We start from the raw sequence: 15,297 nt of genomic DNA, 5'->3' as shown, positions 1-15,297 counted from the left end.
TCGGGGCTTTGCCCCGAACCCCACAAAGGGACGAGGTCCCTTTGATCCCGGTTTGTTAAACTAAACGGGGTGAAGGGGTCTGCGACCCCTTCCGGGTGCAGGGCAGAGCCCTGCCCTCCATTTGCAAATATATAAACATCAGACAAAAACGGCCCGACCTGGTTCTGCGGCTCCGATCTGTTTATTCCGTCAGAGCAGCGTCATTGAAAAACCGGAGAAGGCGATGGCCTCTCCGGTTTGTTTGTCAGCCGGTGTCGCTGGTGGCTTTCAACGGAAACACGGGCTGAAAGACGATATAGGACCGCTCTGTATAGCTGTGGGTTCAGCCGCGTCCGCGATATCCGGGGACGTCCTGATCGGGAATCCATACTCCCTCGGGAGGGGTGCCTGTCTGCCAGAAGACGTCGATCGGCATGCCGCCTCTTGGATACCAGTAGGCGCCGATCCGGAGCCATTCCGGGTCAAGGAGATTAACGAGGGTCTCGGCGATCGTGACCGAGCAGTCCTCGTGAAACGCGCCGTGATTGCGGAAGCTGGTGAGATAGAGCTTCAGGGATTTGCTTTCGACGATCCAGTCGCGTGGGATGTAGTCGATCACCAGATGGGCGAAATCGGGCTGGCCGGTCACCGGGCAAAGCGATGTGAATTCGGGAGCGGTAAACCGGACGAGATACTGCCGGTTTTTATGGGGCGCCGGGACGCGCTCCAGCTGTGCTTCGGCCGGTGAGGCGGGCATGGCGGTTGCGCGGCCGAGCTGCGTCAGAGCCGCTGTGCCATCATCATGCTCAGTCATGCATAGGCTCCGTTGTGAGAGGGTGTGGAGGGCATCTGTCACCAGCCATGCTGAACGTCAAGCGCGGGTGCTTCCGCTTTCGGGCGCCACTGTGTATGGGGAGACTCATGCCAAGGCCTCCGAAATACAGCTTCTCCGAACCGCGTCTTATTACAGCCACGGATGATCTCCTCGCGACGGTAACCCGCTTCCGTGCCGAGCGTTTCGTTGCGGTGGACACGGAGTTCATGCGGGAGCGGACGTACTGGCCGGAGCTTTGTCTCGTGCAGATCGCCGGTGCGGAAGATGTTGTTCTGATTGACACGCTTGCGCCGGATCTGGATCTCACGCCGCTTGCCACGCTGTTTGACGATGAGTCCGTGGTGAAGGTGTTTCACGCCGCGCGTCAGGATCTCGAAATTTTCCTGCATATTTTCGGACGCCTGCCGGTTCCGGTTTTCGACACGCAGGTCGCGGCTATGGTGGCCGGGTATGGCGATCAGGTCGGGTATGACAATCTCGTCGGGGCGCTGACCGGTCTGTCCATCGATAAGAGTCACCGTTTTACCGACTGGTCTGTCCGGCCGCTTTCGGCGGCTCAGCTGACTTATGCCGCCGCCGATGTGACTCATCTGCGTGTGGTCTACGAGGCTCTGGTGAAGCAGCTGGACCGGGAAGGTCGCACGAGCTGGGTCGCGGCGGAGCAGGAAGCGCTTGCGGACCCTTCCCGCCTGATGGTCGATCCGGAAAAACAATGGGAGAAACTCAAGGCGCGGACGGGCAATCGCCGTATGCTGGGGATACTGAAGCGGATAACAGCCTGGCGCGAGACAGAGGCGCAGACGGCCAACGTCCCCCGCCAGCGGATGCTCAAGGATGAAAGCCTGCTTGAAATCGCCGCGACCGCGCCGCGGACGACGGAGGCTCTTGCGCGTGTTCGCGGGGTAACGCGCGGGTTTGCCGAGGGGCGCATGGGCATTGGTCTGCTTGATGTCGTGGCTGCCGCCTGTGAGCTGCCGGACTCCGAGCTTCCGAAGCCGGTGCGCGGCAGGGGGCAGGATGGCGCGCGGCCGCCGCAGGCTCTGGTGGCCCTGCTGAAGGTTCTTCTGACGCATCAGTGTGAGAAGAACAATGTTGCTCCGAGGCTGGTGGCCTCTTCCGACGATATTGATTCATTCGCGCTGTGTCCTGATCCTGACGGGCCTCTGCTGACCGGCTGGAGGCGTGAGGTGTTTGGTGCGGAGGCGCTGGCGCTGTGCGAAGGGCGCTTGTCGCTCGGGGTGAAAGCGGGCCAGGTGCAGCTTATGCGGGCGGCGGACCGGGACGACTGATTCGGTTTTACAGGCGTTATCCAGAGGGTTATCCCGCCTTTGTCCCCAGTTTTCTGGCCACGCTTTCTTGAGACTCGTGGAGGAAGCTCCTATCTGTAGCGGTGAATTCGGAAGGGCACAGACCATTCCGCTGCTGGGAGATCCGTTTCATGGAGTGGACAGACGAGACAATAGCCCGCCTGAAGGCCTTGTGGCAGGAGGGATTGTCGACGGCTGAGATCGGGCGGCAGATTGGCATTACCAAAAACGCTGTTGTGGGGAAGGCGCATCGTCTTGGCCTTCCGGCGCGTCCTTCGCCAATCCGCCGTCAGGGAGGGGGTAAGGCTTCCGCGGCGAAGCCGGCTGTGACCGGTTCCGCTGAGGAGAACAGGTCTGTGCCTCCGGCGGTGAGCGAAACCGCGGCGGGGGCTGCTCCGGCGACAGGAGCGGGGGTGTCTGAAACGCCGGCGGTTCTGCATTCTGAACCGGCCGTTGCGGTGTCTGCCTCTGTGGATGTGGCGGAAAGAGAAAAACCTGTTGCTGCTGTCGTCTCTTCCGTGGCTGAGGCTGCAGCGCCTGTTTCGGTGACTGCGACAAAAACGCCGGGTGACGACAAGCCCGCTCCTGTGGCGCCGCCGAAGCCCGTTACGGCTGAAACTGTATCGAAGCCCGCGCCTGTGGCGAAGGCGTCGGCAGCGTCACGCGCGGCGCTGCGCAGCATTTCGGGTGCGCTTGAGCCGCGCCGGCGCGGGCCAAGCTGTTGCTGGCCGCTGGGAGATCCGGGAACGCCGGAGTTCCATTTTTGTGGTGCGACGCCGCTTCCCGGCAAGCCGTATTGTGCGGAGCATGCGGCGCTGGCTTACGTCAAGCTTCGTGACCGGCGTGATAACGTTGCCTGAGCGGCGGCATAGTTAACAAACCGGGATCAAAGGGACTGCGTCCCTTTGTGGGGGTCGGGGCAAAGTCCCGTCGCCTGCCCGGCATATAGACGCCAGTAAAAAGGGGAGACATCCGGTAAGGATATCTCCCCTTTTTACTGTGCTGTCCTGACAACGGAAATTGTCAGATTCAATAATAGCGAACTGTTTTCACTCTGACGTTCAGCCGGAACTTTGTGCAGGAAAACCTGTGCCCGGCAGGATGCCGGTCTTTCAGTTTATAATGTGTCCGGCCGGGCGGCATGTGATGAAGGCCGCCGCCCTGAAGCCGGGCACTCTGAATTCAGGGACTGAACTCAGGCGGCGTTTCCGGTTTTCGGAGCCGGAGCGTCTTTCGCGGCGTCGGTCAGCATTTCGAGCTGACCGCTGATCTGGCCGCCGTCTTCGACGCGCAGGCGCTTGCAGGTCGCCTTGCCGAGGAGGCGTCCCGTCGAGGAAACCAGAAGGCTGCCGCGAACGGTAAGGGTGCCGTCAACGGTTCCTGCGATTTCCGCGTCTTCGACTTCGACGCCGCCGCGGAACAGACCGCCCGGGGCTACCGAAAGCTCCTTGGCGTTGATCATGCTGGATTCGACGGTACCTTCCACGACGAGACGTTCGGCGTCCTGAACGGACCCCTGAACGCTGATGCCGCGTCCCACAACGAGCGTCCGGCGGTCGTCACCACGGTTCATCATCGATGGCCGCTGGCCTGGCGCGGCTCCGGGAGGGGTCGGACCAGCCGGAGGGGTAACCGGGGTGCCCGGAGCGCCGGGGGTGGCGGGAAAAGGTGCGCGGCCCATTGTCGTGGAATCCTTTGCGGGTGTGGAACTGTCGGTTGTGCCGGGTTGTTGCGCAGCGGAAGTCGCAGGGCGATTGCCGGCCGGAAAAATTGCGCCATGCCCGCCTGCCGGCGGGGCGGCCTTCTGCGCCGGTGCAGGGCCGGCCGGTTTCGGCGCTGACGCATCAGGCGCAGGAACGGGCCGACCGGTTTGCGTGGTCTTGGAGGCGTCAGGTTTGTGTCTCTTGAACAGCAAGAAAAACCCCGTCACTCTAATCAGGGCCGCGCATTGCGACCGGGTTTGGTAGGGCTCCGGAGTACAGCAGGTGCTTCGGAGCTGGGCGCACGATCTCGCAGCCACCCGAGTTAAAGCACGGTTATACGCATCGTAACCGGCGCGGCAAGGGAGAGCGTGCATTTCAGCACGGGATTCTTTCGGTTCCGTTACTGTGTCCATCCTATGCCCACAGCATTGTGGCATGGACGTGACGGGCCGGGAGCGGATAGAGGAAAAGCAGATTTTACAGACGGGAAAATACGATGGACACCCTCTACGATCTCTGCGGGATCGGCAATGCGATCACTGACATCCTGGCGAAGGTCGATTCCGGTTTTCTGGCGAAAGAGGGGATGATCCCGGGCAGCATGACTCTGGTTGATTCGGAGCGTGCGAAGACCCTGCGGGCACAGGTCCGGGTTGAAAGAGAAACCGGAGGCGGGTCCGCGGCGAATACCTGTGCCGTGGCGGCGCAGTTCGGGGCGCGCGTCGCCTATCTCGGCAAGGTTGCCGGAGACGATGCCGGGCAGGCGTTCGCGCAGGATCTGCGCGGCTGCGGCATCACCTTTCCCTCGACCCCGCTCGATGGCAGGCTCGGCGCCAATCTGGCGACGGCCTGCTGCATTGTTCTCGTGACGCCCGACGGGCAGCGCACGATGAACACCTATCTCGGCGCGTGCACGGAATTCACTCCGGACGATGTGCTTCCCGACATCATCGCGGCATCCTCGGTCGTGTATCTCGAAGGGTATCTTTTCGATCCGCCGCATGCCCAGGAGGCGTTCCGTCGCGCTGCGTCGCTGGCGCACAACGCCGGGCGGCAGGTTGCGCTCACCCTTTCCGATCCGTTCTGTGTCGGCCGGCACCGGGAGGCTTTTCTGGATCTGGTCCGGGGGCATATCGATATTCTGTTCGCAAATGAGAACGAAATCTGTGCGCTTTACCAGACTGAGAATTTCGAGACGGCGGCCCGGCATGTTGCCGGGGACACCAGCTTCGCCGCGCTGACCCGTTCGGAAAAGGGAAGTGTCATCATCCGTGGCAGCGAACGGATCACGGTGGAGCCGGTGCCGACTCAGGTTGTCGACACGACCGGCGCGGGGGACGCCTATGCCGCGGGTTTTCTTGCGGGGCTGACATCCGACCGGACCCTGACGGAATGTGGCCGTCTGGCGTCCGTCGCGGCTTCCGAGGTCATCTCCCATTACGGGGCGCGTCCCCTCGCTAACCCGTGGAAAGAGATGGGCTACTGAGATTGCGGGTCTGACCCGATCATAACAGAGGGGAACGATCAGGGATTCCGGGGGTTTGTTCCGATGTAACCGAGCGTCTGGCTGCCGCGTCCGCGGGTGCCGGATCTGCGTGAACATCCGGGAGACACATGATGCCAGCCGAGATTCCTCCTCAGTCCCAGGATCATCAGCCCGGTGTGGAAAAGCTGATGAGGCCTCTGGCCGAACATATCCGGCCTGATTATCGCGGCAGCGGAAAGCTGGCGGGCCGGAAAGCGCTGATCAGTGGCGGTGACAGCGGCATCGGGCGGGCGGCGGCGCTGCATTTCGCCCGTGAAGGCGCTGATGTGGCGATCCTCTATCTCGAAGAGCATGAAGACGCGAAGGAGACTGTCCGTCTGATTGAGGCGGAGGGCCGGAAGGGGCTGGCCATTGCGGGTGACGTTGCTTCGGGTCCGGTCTGTGACGATGCTGTCGCGCAGACTGTGAAGGCTTTCGGGGGTCTCGATATCCTCGTGAATAATGCCGGCGTTCAGTATGTCAGCGACGATCTGACGAAGATTTCAGACGAAGAGTGGCGGCGTCACATGGACGTCAACATCAATGGCTATTTTTATCTGACCCGGGCGGCGCTGCCGCATCTGGACGCGGGCAGCGCCATTATCTGCACGTCTTCCGTCAACGCATTTGCGGGTAATAAAAGTCTCGTGGCGTATACCACCACGAAAGGCGCGGAGATGGGCTTCACGCGCGCGCTCGCGCTGCAGCTTGCCGAAAAAGGCATTCGTGTGAACGCCGTGGCGCCCGGTCCGGTCTGGACGCCGTTGCAGCCGGCCAGCTGGGGTCCGGTCGATCCGCAGGCGGTCGCCGATCTGGGGAAGGATACGCCGATGGGGCGTTGCGGCGATCCCTGCGAGCTTGGTCCGGCCTATGTTTATCTGGCCAGCCAGGATTCGTCCTACGTTACGGGACAGACCCTGCATGTGAATGGCGGGATGATCATTAATGGCTGAGCCGCTTCCCTCCCTGATGCTGCCGCGTTCGAGCTGGATCCGCGAGAGTTCGCATCGCGCATGGCTGAACGCGCAGGGGGCGCGTCTTCTGGACTTCTCGAAGCCGTCCCGTGTCGGGGAAGGGTTTGGCGCGCTGGATGATCGGGGTCATCTGCCCCCGGACGCCGTGGCTGACACGACTCTGACGGCCCGGATGACGCATGTTTATGCGATTGCGGGGAATCGCGGGTTTCTTGGCTGTCTTCCGCTGGCCGCGCATGGTGTGGCGTCTCTTCTGGGACCGTTGCGCGATCCGGAATATGGCGGATGGTTTGAGACGTCCGGCATGGCGCGGGACGAGGCGGATGGGGGACGCAAGCAGGCCTATCTGCACGCTTTCATTGTGCTCGCGGCGTCATCCGCCGTGGTGGCGCGAGTGGACGGGGCGCGGCCGCTGCTCGAAGAGGCGCTTTCCGTCTGGGAGAGGCGGTTCTGGAGTGAGGATGAGGGCGTCTTCCGCGAGAGTTTCGCGCGGGACTGGTCGGATGAGGAAGACTATCGCGGGGCGAACGCGAACATGCATTCCGTGGAGGCGTGTATGGCCGTGGCGGATGTGACGGGCAATTCCGTCTGGCGCGACAGGGCCCTGCGTATCTCCGAGCGGTTCATGCACACCTATGCGAAAGCCATGGATTATGCGGTGCCTGAACATTTCAGCCGTGAATGGGTGCTGCTGCGGGATTTCAACAGGGATAAGCCGACGGACGATCTGCGCCCCTATGGTCTGACGCCGGGTCATTTTCTCGAATGGTCCCATCTTCTGCTCAAGCTTGAGGCGGCGCTTCTGCGGGAGGACGGTGAGGCGCCGGCATGGCTGTTCGAGGACTCGGTCGGGCTGTTTCATGCGGGAATGCGGGCCGGGTGGGAGCGGGACGGGGCGCCGGGTGTGCTCTACACTGTGGATTTCTCACTGAAGCCGGTTGTGCATGTGCGGCCGCACTGGTGTCAGGCCGAAGCCCTGACGGCTGCGGCGGCGCTGCTCAAGCGCACGGGCAATGCCTGCTATGAAAAATGGTATCGCACGATCTGGGATTACGTTGATCTGTTTATGATCGATCGTGAGGCCGGAGGCTGGCATCAGGAACTCGATCGTCACAATCGCAGTTCCGCGGTGGTCTATCCGGGGAAAGCGGATCTGTATCATGCCTGGCAGGCGACGCTTGCGCCGTTGCTGCCGCTTGCTCCCAGTTTTGCAACGGCGGTCGCCGCGCTGGATGGCTGACTGAATGAAATATATGGGAGCGGAGTCTGCTGTTTTGCTCCGGATATTCGTGCGGGCGAGGGGAGGCGGTTTCAAAAGCTTCAGAGGAACAGATCGGTTGTAACAGGCTGATGATGTTATGTTTTGCGTCCTGCTCATCTGTTCGCTTCAGCCGGACGCAAAAAGGATACAGGCGTAGTGGCTTTTCGGGGCTTTGTCCCGTACCCCGCAAGGGGACGCAGCCCCTTTGATCCCGGTTTGTTAAGTTAAAGGCGTGAAGGGCAGAGCCCTGTTTTGTCTCCTGTTTGCAAAATACATAAACACCGGAATTTCCGGGTGTCGCCTTTTCCGGAAAGGCGGTGTCTTCTGAAGCTTTTTGAAAAAAGCTTCGCCAAAAACTTCTTTATAGTTTGAAGCGGTCTCTAGGGGAGGTTCTCCGGGGTGCGTATGAGGTATAAAGATCCGGGCTTTCTGTTATCTGATGTTCATGACAGGCCGTAGCCGGCGAGGACGCGTTTCGCGGGTCCGTCCCATGACGCCGGGGTATAGCGGGTGGCGACGGTTTTCTGCCATGCCGCGAGGCCTTCCCGGTCATCGATTACGGCGCCGATGGCACGGGTGGCGCTGTCGGTGTCTTCCGGGTCGAAATATTTTACGAGCGAACCGCCTGCTTCAGGGATGGCGGTCGTATTCGACGCAATACACGGGCGACCGAAAGCAAGACTTTCCGCTACGGGAAGACCCCATCCTTCAGACAAAGAAGGGAACAGCGTGAACAGGCAGCCGCGATAAAGTGTCGCCAGCTCGTCGTCGGTCGGGCTGGACACCAGCCTGATTTTTCCGTCCAGCCAGTTCGCATTGTCCAGCTGCTGCATGAGATCGGACACCAGCCAGCCGACGCGGCCCGCGAAAACCAGCACCGGCACCTGGTCGGCCGGACGTTCTTCAAGCAGGCGGCGCCAGACGCGGAAGAGCAGGCTGTGATTCTTACGCGCTTCCAGGGTGGAAACGAACAGCACGTAATTTTCGGAAGCGGGCGATGTGGAAGCGGGCAGTGTGCCGGCTCTGGCCTCGTCCGGGAGAGAGGGGGACGGGGCTTTCGCGCTCTGCGGTACAGCCGCGCCGAATGACGAGCCCAGGCCGACAGGCGTGACCGGATTATCAAAGACAATGCCGTTTTCGGCGGCGTATGCCTCGACATCGCCCGCGACGTGCCGGCTGGTGACGAAGACATGATCCGCCAGCGGCAGGATCGAGCGGTGCCATTGGGTGAACGTGACGATGACGCCCCGGTCACACCATTCCGGGTGACGCACGGGAATAAGATCGTGGATCAGCAGGCCGAAAGACATGCGCAGATCATCGCGCAGCCATCGGACGGTTCGGACATAGTCCAGGTGATGCCAGGGTGAGCCTGGCACGAAGAAGACGTCACCGGGTTTTGCGGCATCCGCCAGACGGATGCGGCGGTCTGGCGGGGTTATTTTGCCTGTTTCCGCGGCGATCGCCTCGCGCTTCAGGCGGGCCGTGCGGTGGATTTCCGCTTTGCGGAGTCCGTAGCGGACGGTCTCGCGTGGCAGGCGCGCGAGATGACGCAGGACATTCAGCTGCGTACGGAATACGGCGGGGAGTGTTGTCTCTGTTTCGGGGGATTCGATGAAAGTGTCGATCCGCTTTTCCGGTGTTGCGGCGGGGCTGGTCTGCTGGCGGGACGAAACGCCTGTTACGGTCGAGAACAGGGCCGCGAGATAAGACCAGTCCACTGTTTCGAAATGGCATGGCCCGCCCGTTCGCTGCACGAAGCGGACCTGTGATGGCGCCTGCGCGGCCAGCGCGCGGCTGAGCTCGAAGACGACGCGCTGGATGCCGCTCGGCCGGTTGTGATGGGTGAGGTAATGAAGAAGATCGCTGACATCGATCCACATCGTCCGGCTCATTCCCGGTGCTCTCCTTTCGCTTCGGGTTGTCCGGGAGTCTGCGGTCCGCAGGCTTCGGCGCATGCGTCCAGAATAGCGTCGGCGGAGGTTTCCCAGGGGACGCGGGGGAAATCCGTTTCGACCTGTTTACGCCATGCGGCCAGCATGTCGGGCGAGGTGATGACCTCACGGATGACGGTGGTCGCGTCCTGTGTGCTTTCGGGGTTGAAATAGCGGGCGAATGCTCCGCCGGCTTCCGGTACCGAGGTTGTATCCGAAGCGACGCAGGGGCGTCCGAGCATCAGGCTTTCGGTGACCGGAAGTCCCCATCCTTCGAACAGGGACGGAAAGACGGTGAACAGGCAGCCATGATAAAGCTGATGCAGTTCGGCGTCCGTCGGGTCTTTCAGCAGCCGGATTTTGCCGTCGAGCCAGTCGGTATTGTCCAGTTGCTGCATGAGATCGGCGACGAGCCAGCCGACGCGGCCGGCGAAAACCAGGGTCGGCACGTTTTCACGTCCGAGATCGCGGATCAGACGACGCCAGACACGAAAGAGCAGGGCGTGGTTTTTACGGGCTTCCAGTGTCGAGACGAACAGCACATAGGTTCCCGGTTTCGGTAAACCGGGACAGGGAGCGGCGGTGGCGCTGTCCGTGGCGGTATCCGGGGAGACCGGTTTTGCCGCAAGGCCGAAGCCGGTTCCAAGCGGGATCGTGCGGACGGGACCGGCCAGATGCAGGCCTTCTTCGGCGGCGTAACGCATGGCGTCCTGCGCTGTCGCTCTGCTGATGGCCAGCATGTGGCTGCACTGTGGAAGCGTTGTATCGAGCCAGTGGCGAAAGTCTCTGACCAGCGAGTGCGCGCACCATTCCGGCCGGCGTGCCGGGATGAGATCATAGAGCAGGACGACGGGGCGCAGGCAGTGATATTCCCGGATAACGCGAAGGCGCTCACCGAAATACGGATCGGACCAGGCGGCGCCGGGAATGAGGAAAATGTCGTGCGGTGCGAAATCCTCGCTGACCGGGTTTGTTCCGGAGGGGGTGTGACCGGTCGGGGGCGGGACGGCTGCCGGCGGTTGTGAGGGCTGTTCGGGCGCGGTGACTTCCGTTTGCTGGTTCCGGAGGCGGCGGAGCAATCGCAGGACGCGGATCTGTGAGACGCCGGCGGCAAGAAGCGGTCCGGAGAGATCGGCCGGCATGCTTTCCAGTCTGCGGATTGCGCCCAGACGCAGTCGCTGCATGGCCTGCAGTCCCGCTCCGGTGCCTGTGGCCGGTCCGGGGGTGACGAATTTCCGCACCGAATGAATGAGGCTGCGGATTCCGGCGCGAAGGCGATCCGGCGCCCCGGGGGCGCGTGACGGACCAGGCGATGAGGCAGCCGGTGTCCGGTTATCTGACGCCCGGTTATCTGACCTTGGGCGGTCTGGCGTCTCGTGGTCTGGGGTCTGGCCGTCTCCGGACAGTTTGCCGAACAGGGCGGAGATGTCGTCGAAGGTGACTTCCGAGAGCGGTGCGTCGTCCGGACCCCGCCGGACGAACCGGATCCGGGGCGTGCTGGCATGGCGGGCGGCACGGGCTTCGATAACGTTCAGAATCTCGTAGACAAGTCTCTGAATCCCGCTTGGGCGCGGGTTTGAGCGGGCGTAATGAAAGAGGTCATCGACGTCGATCCATATCGTGTATCCCGGCGTGGCAGTTGAAGAAGAGCGCGCCATGAAGTCCTGTCGTATCTGGTGACGGGTTTACGCATGGCGATCCGATGCCAGACGTTCCCTGCATCCACCACCAGGTCTTCCTTCCCGTCAACCCGGCAGGTCGTTCCGCAGCCGGTCTGGCACGCTGGCCGACGGTTGCGTGCGGGGCGTTTTGGAGGCATCGGTGGGCGCGATGTCTGGTCAAACTGTTTTTTGTTTCTGTCAGAGTTCGCGTGCTGACCTGACAGTTTTGCGTCCGGAGAGGCGGATTTCATGACGGGACCCGACGCCACGGGACCTGATGCTGTGCCCGATGCTGTGATGGACGCGAATTTCGTCCTCCGGGTTTTTCTGACAGGACTGGGGCGGCCTCCGGCTCCCGGTGAAGCGGATGATTTTAAGGCGCTGCTGCGGCGTTCCGAGGACGCCGTTGCCGGCGACCGTCCTGGCAGAGAGCGGGTTGCTGAAGCGGTGATCGCTCTGCCGGAATTTGTGAAGCTGCACGGGGCCGGGGAGGAGTGCACGGAGCCGTTTCTTTATGCGCTGGTCCGGAACGCCATGGGGCGGGTGCCGACTAAGGCTGAACAGGGTATGCTCGGGATGGCCCGGGACCGGGTTTCCGCGCTCGTGCTGGCTGCGGAGATGCCTGCTCTGCTGCGTCGGCATGATCCGTTTGCGCTTTTCTGTCCCGACGGCGCATCGCCGGACGATGACTGCGCTTATGGGCTCTGGGCACGTCGTTACGATACTTTTGCCGCTGCTGAGCGTGAGGTCGCGGGTTCTGACGCTGGCAGTCAGGCGGGGTTGCCGCGGATTGCCCTGCTGCTCGATGTGACGGCATGCCGGCCGGATCGTCTTGCCGCTACGATCGGTTCGGTGCGGGCGCAGATCTGCGATGGCTGGACGCTGTCTATGGCGGGTTCCGGTCTGTCGCCGGACGTTACGAGGATTTTGCAGGATCATGCCCGGTCCTCTCCGGATATCCGGTTCTGCCAGGTTGCGGAAGGCGCTGAGGCCGGAATGGCTCCGGATGGGGCGGTGCTTACCGGAGCTGCGTTGTACGAAGCAGGCGACGAGCCTTTTGTCGCGTTTCTGAATTGCGGCGATGAGCTGGCGCCGGATGCTGTAATGCACATAGCGCGTGCGCTTGCGGCTGATCCCGGGACTGTCCTGCTGTTTACGGACGAGGATGTCCGGGGTGACGACGGATGGCGCCGGACTGCCCGGCTGAAGCCCGGATGGAGTGAGGATCAGCTTCTGGCGGGGGATACGGTGGGTCAGCTGGCCGTTTTTTCCCGCCGCCGGATCGAAGAGGCTGGCGGCTTTGCGACGGCGACGGCCTGTGCCTGCGACAGCGAGGCGGGCGCTGTTTCGGATGAGGCTGTTTCACGGGCGGCGGTCTTCTATGCGCTGAAACTTGCTGTTGCCGAAGGAGTGTCCAGGGAGCGTGTCAGGCATCTTCCCCGGATTCTTTTTCACGGGCGGTATTTTCAGGACCTGCCGCCCTTTGTTCTGGCCCGGTCCGGTCCGGATGCGCCGCTCCCGGCCGGGCGGCGCATAGCGGCGTCTCATCTTGCCCGCTGGCGGTCCGATGTCCGGCTGACGGAAGCGTCTCTGCTGCCTGATGCGGCGGGAGGGGGCGGGGAGAAAGGGGACGGCCCGCTCTGGCCGCGTGTTCTTTATCCGCTGCCCCGGATGCTTCCGACGGTATCGGTGATTATCCCGACACGGGACAGTCCCGGCCTGCTGCGCCAGTGCGTAACGGGGCTGCTGAATAAGACGGATTATGCGGCGCTGGACGTGGTGATCGTCGATAATGGCAGCAGTGAGGATGAGACGCTGTGTCTTTTGCGGGAACTGGATACGGATGCCCGTGTCACGATTCTGCGTCTGGACTTTCCGTTCAACTGGTCGCGTCTGAATAACGAGGCCGTCCGGAGCTGTGGTGGCGATCTGATTCTGCTGCTTAACGATGATATTGAGATCCTGCATCCGGACTGGCTGGAGGAGATGGTGCGCCAGATCATGCGGCGGGATGTCGGCGTCGTCGGCGCCAGGCTGCTTTATCCGGATGGCACTCTGCAGCATGGCGGCGTGGTCCTGTCCGAAGACGGGGCGACCCACATTCTGCGCGGCGCCGCGCCTGACGATCCTGGTTATCTGGGGCAGCTTGTGTGGCAGCGGGATCTGCTGGCGGTGACGGGGGCGTGTCTTCTGATGCGGCGGGATGTCTGGGAGCGTGTCGGAGGGCTCGATGAGGCGTTTCGGGTCACCTGTAACGATATTGATCTCTGTCTGCGTGTGATTGCTGCCGGCTGGCGTGTTGTATGGACGCCTCACGCGGTGCTGACTCATCTCGACGGCGCCACGCGGGGGCGGGATGTGAGCATTGCCCGGCAATGGCTGCACTGTGCTGAGACAGCCCGGCTTGTCGGCCGCTGGCATCGGGTGATGAGGAATGATCCGGCGATTAATCCGGCGCTGCATGTGACCGATACCAGGGTTCTGCTTGCGTGGCCGCCGCCCCCGGACCATTTCGACGGCGGCGCATGGTCATTGCGGGGCGAAAGGGTTTAGTGAGAACCGGGTGTTAGTCTGACGCCTGTCAGAAGGCCTGAGGGTAGGATAATGCTGAAGATGGTTCCTCGTGATGAAACGGAAACCGGCGGGCAGGCGGGCGCCGGCGTCGCTGAGACGGTGAAATCCGATCATGGGTTCATGACGGACTATCTCCGGCAATCCGCGGAGGCGATGGCGGCCTTCGCGGTCGATGAGGCATCGCAGGCGGTGATGATCGGTCTTGCGGTGAAGATCACCGGCGCGCTGGCCGGCGGGGGGCGTCTGCTGATTGCCGGCAATGGCGGCAGCGCGGCCGATGCGCAGCATATCGCCGGCGAGTTTACGGCGCGTCTGATGTATGACCGCAGGCCGCTCAGTGCGATAGCGCTGACGACGGATACGTCCAGTCTGACCGCGATCGGGAATGATTACGGCTTTGCCGATATTTTTTCCCGCCAGGTGATGGCGCTGGGGCGTGAGGGCGATGTCTTTCTTGGGATTACGACTTCCGGTCGTTCCCCGAATATTCTTCGTGCTCTGGAAGCCGCACGTGAGGCGGGGCTGATCACCGCCGCGTTCACCGGCCATGCCGGCATCCAGGGGGCGCCCTGCGATGTGACGCTTGCCGTTCCGTCCGGGTGGACCCCTGTCATACAGCAGCTTCATATTACGGCGGCGCATATTGTATGCGGGCTTGTTGAGCGGGCGCTTTGTCCGCGGTGATTCTGCGGGGCTGTTTTAAAAGCGTTTCTGTATAATCTTCTTCAGATTATAAAGGATTTTCTGATGAGGATTTTTTGGAAAGCTTCAGAAGACGCCGCCTTTTTGGAAAAAGGCGGCACTCAAAAACTTTTGCTGGTTTTATCGAGGGCTTGTCGTGGGTGTTTTTTTTGAGGCTGGCTGAAGCGAACTGGTGAGCGGGATGCAAAAAACATAACATTATCGGTTTATTATGAGAGGTTTTGTCTCTTCTGATGTTTTTAAAAAAGTCTATGATTCTCTGATCATATTTTCAGGTCTTTGCTGTTTCTCCGGAAGAGGGATGCGCAGGTTGTGACCTGTAGCCGGATGAGGGAAAAATCTATGGCTGCCAGCGATGAAAAGGATAGTTCTGTGTCTGCTTTTCCGCCGATCAATCCTGCGGCGGAGCGGGCGTATTTCGAGCGCAGGTTTGCGGAACTTATGGAGCGCAATCAGGAGCAGGACCGTTATATCCGTGGTCTGAGGGCGCTGGTTTCCCGACTGCAGCTTGAGGTTGATGAGCTTCGTGCGACACGGGCGGGGCAGCAGACCGCGGAGGTTTTGGAGGAGCAGGATGAGGTGCGCGGGCCGGAGTGAGTGGCTCGTCGCAGGAGATCATGCGGTCAGTGTTAATGATGACGGTGATCTGGTGTTGCGGGAGGTTGTCGGGGAAGGCCGCTGGCCGGTTCGCATTCGGAAAAGCATGCGAACCCTTCCGCTCCGTTTATTTCAGTGTCTGACCGAAAATGAGTTGAGTGATTTCAGCGGGTTATGATTCATGGGTTTGCGATAACCTGATGAGATCAAGATGGCCTGGACTGAAATCACCCGAGCGCAGTATC

The 15,297-nt window shown here is 61.7% G+C and carries 12 protein-coding genes; 8 read left to right on the top strand and 4 right to left on the bottom strand.

The genetic code is table 11. The annotated features are described in order from the left end of the window. Nucleotides 1-322: 322 nt before the first annotated feature. Nucleotides 323-793, bottom strand: a complete 471-nt coding sequence (gene queF, locus GOB93_RS09000; RefSeq protein WP_173583176.1) for a preQ(1) synthase — start codon at nucleotides 791-793, stop codon at nucleotides 323-325. Nucleotides 794-900: 107 nt separating this feature from the next. Here queF and rnd point away from each other — a divergent pair, with 107 nt between their 5' ends. After that, complete coding sequence (gene rnd, locus GOB93_RS08995; protein ID WP_173583175.1) at nucleotides 901-2,103, top strand: ribonuclease D; 1,203 nt, start codon at nucleotides 901-903, stop codon at nucleotides 2,101-2,103. Nucleotides 2,104-2,252: 149 nt separating this feature from the next. Continuing rightward, nucleotides 2,253-2,981, top strand: a complete 729-nt coding sequence (locus GOB93_RS08990) for a GcrA family cell cycle regulator (RefSeq protein ID WP_173583174.1) — start codon at nucleotides 2,253-2,255, stop codon at nucleotides 2,979-2,981. A gap of 335 nt (nucleotides 2,982-3,316) precedes the next feature. Here the strand turns inward: GOB93_RS08990 and GOB93_RS08985 are convergent, their stop codons facing one another. Beyond that, nucleotides 3,317-4,033 carry a bactofilin family protein gene (locus tag GOB93_RS08985; protein ID WP_408742380.1) on the bottom strand — a complete coding sequence of 239 codons (717 nt, stop codon included), beginning with the start codon at nucleotides 4,031-4,033 and terminating at the stop codon, nucleotides 3,317-3,319. A 287-nt stretch (nucleotides 4,034-4,320) separates the two neighbouring features. Here GOB93_RS08985 and GOB93_RS08980 point away from each other — a divergent pair, with 287 nt between their 5' ends. From GOB93_RS08980 to GOB93_RS08970, 3 genes are all read left to right on the top strand, one after another. Further along, on the top strand, nucleotides 4,321-5,310 hold the full coding sequence (locus GOB93_RS08980) for an adenosine kinase (protein WP_173583172.1): 990 nt from the start codon (nucleotides 4,321-4,323) through the stop codon (nucleotides 5,308-5,310). Nucleotides 5,311-5,441: 131 nt separating this feature from the next. After that, entirely contained in the window at nucleotides 5,442-6,302 is an 861-nt protein-coding gene (locus tag GOB93_RS08975; protein ID WP_173583281.1) for a glucose 1-dehydrogenase, read from the top strand. Next, entirely contained in the window at nucleotides 6,295-7,563 is a 1,269-nt protein-coding gene (locus tag GOB93_RS08970; protein ID WP_173583171.1) for an AGE family epimerase/isomerase, read from the top strand. The genes GOB93_RS08975 and GOB93_RS08970 overlap by 8 nt, the downstream gene beginning before the upstream one ends. Nucleotides 7,564-8,027: 464 nt before the next feature. Here the strand turns inward: GOB93_RS08970 and GOB93_RS08965 are convergent, their stop codons facing one another. Both GOB93_RS08965 and GOB93_RS08960 read right to left on the bottom strand, forming a co-directional pair. Beyond that, nucleotides 8,028-9,479, bottom strand: coding sequence for a glycosyltransferase family 4 protein (locus GOB93_RS08965; protein WP_173583170.1), 1,452 nt, complete (start codon nucleotides 9,477-9,479; stop codon nucleotides 8,028-8,030). Next, a complete protein-coding gene (locus GOB93_RS08960; RefSeq protein WP_173583169.1) occupies nucleotides 9,476-11,176 on the bottom strand; it encodes a glycosyltransferase family 4 protein in 1,701 nt (566 codons plus the stop codon). The genes GOB93_RS08965 and GOB93_RS08960 overlap by 4 nt, the downstream gene beginning before the upstream one ends. A gap of 252 nt (nucleotides 11,177-11,428) precedes the next feature. On the opposite strand from GOB93_RS08960, the gene GOB93_RS08955 reads away from it, so the two are divergent. From GOB93_RS08955 to GOB93_RS08945, 3 genes are all read left to right on the top strand, one after another. Further along, entirely contained in the window at nucleotides 11,429-13,732 is a 2,304-nt protein-coding gene (locus GOB93_RS08955) for a glycosyltransferase family 2 protein (protein WP_173583168.1), read from the top strand. 141 nt (nucleotides 13,733-13,873) lie between these two features. Beyond that, nucleotides 13,874-14,437, top strand: a complete 564-nt coding sequence (locus tag GOB93_RS08950; protein ID WP_173583280.1) for a D-sedoheptulose 7-phosphate isomerase — start codon at nucleotides 13,874-13,876, stop codon at nucleotides 14,435-14,437. 390 nt (nucleotides 14,438-14,827) lie between these two features. Continuing rightward, the gene (locus GOB93_RS08945; RefSeq protein ID WP_173583167.1) at nucleotides 14,828-15,052 is read left to right on the top strand and encodes a hypothetical protein; all 225 of its coding nucleotides are present in this window, start codon (nucleotides 14,828-14,830) and stop codon (nucleotides 15,050-15,052) included. Nucleotides 15,053-15,297: the final 245 nt, after the last annotated feature.

Origin of the sequence: Acetobacter musti (genome assembly GCF_011516835.1) — a bacterium.
Lineage (GTDB): Bacteria > Pseudomonadota > Alphaproteobacteria > Acetobacterales > Acetobacteraceae > Acetobacter > Acetobacter musti.
Note: the sequence above shows the minus strand (reverse complement) of the source record. Positions and strands in the feature narration are given on the sequence as shown.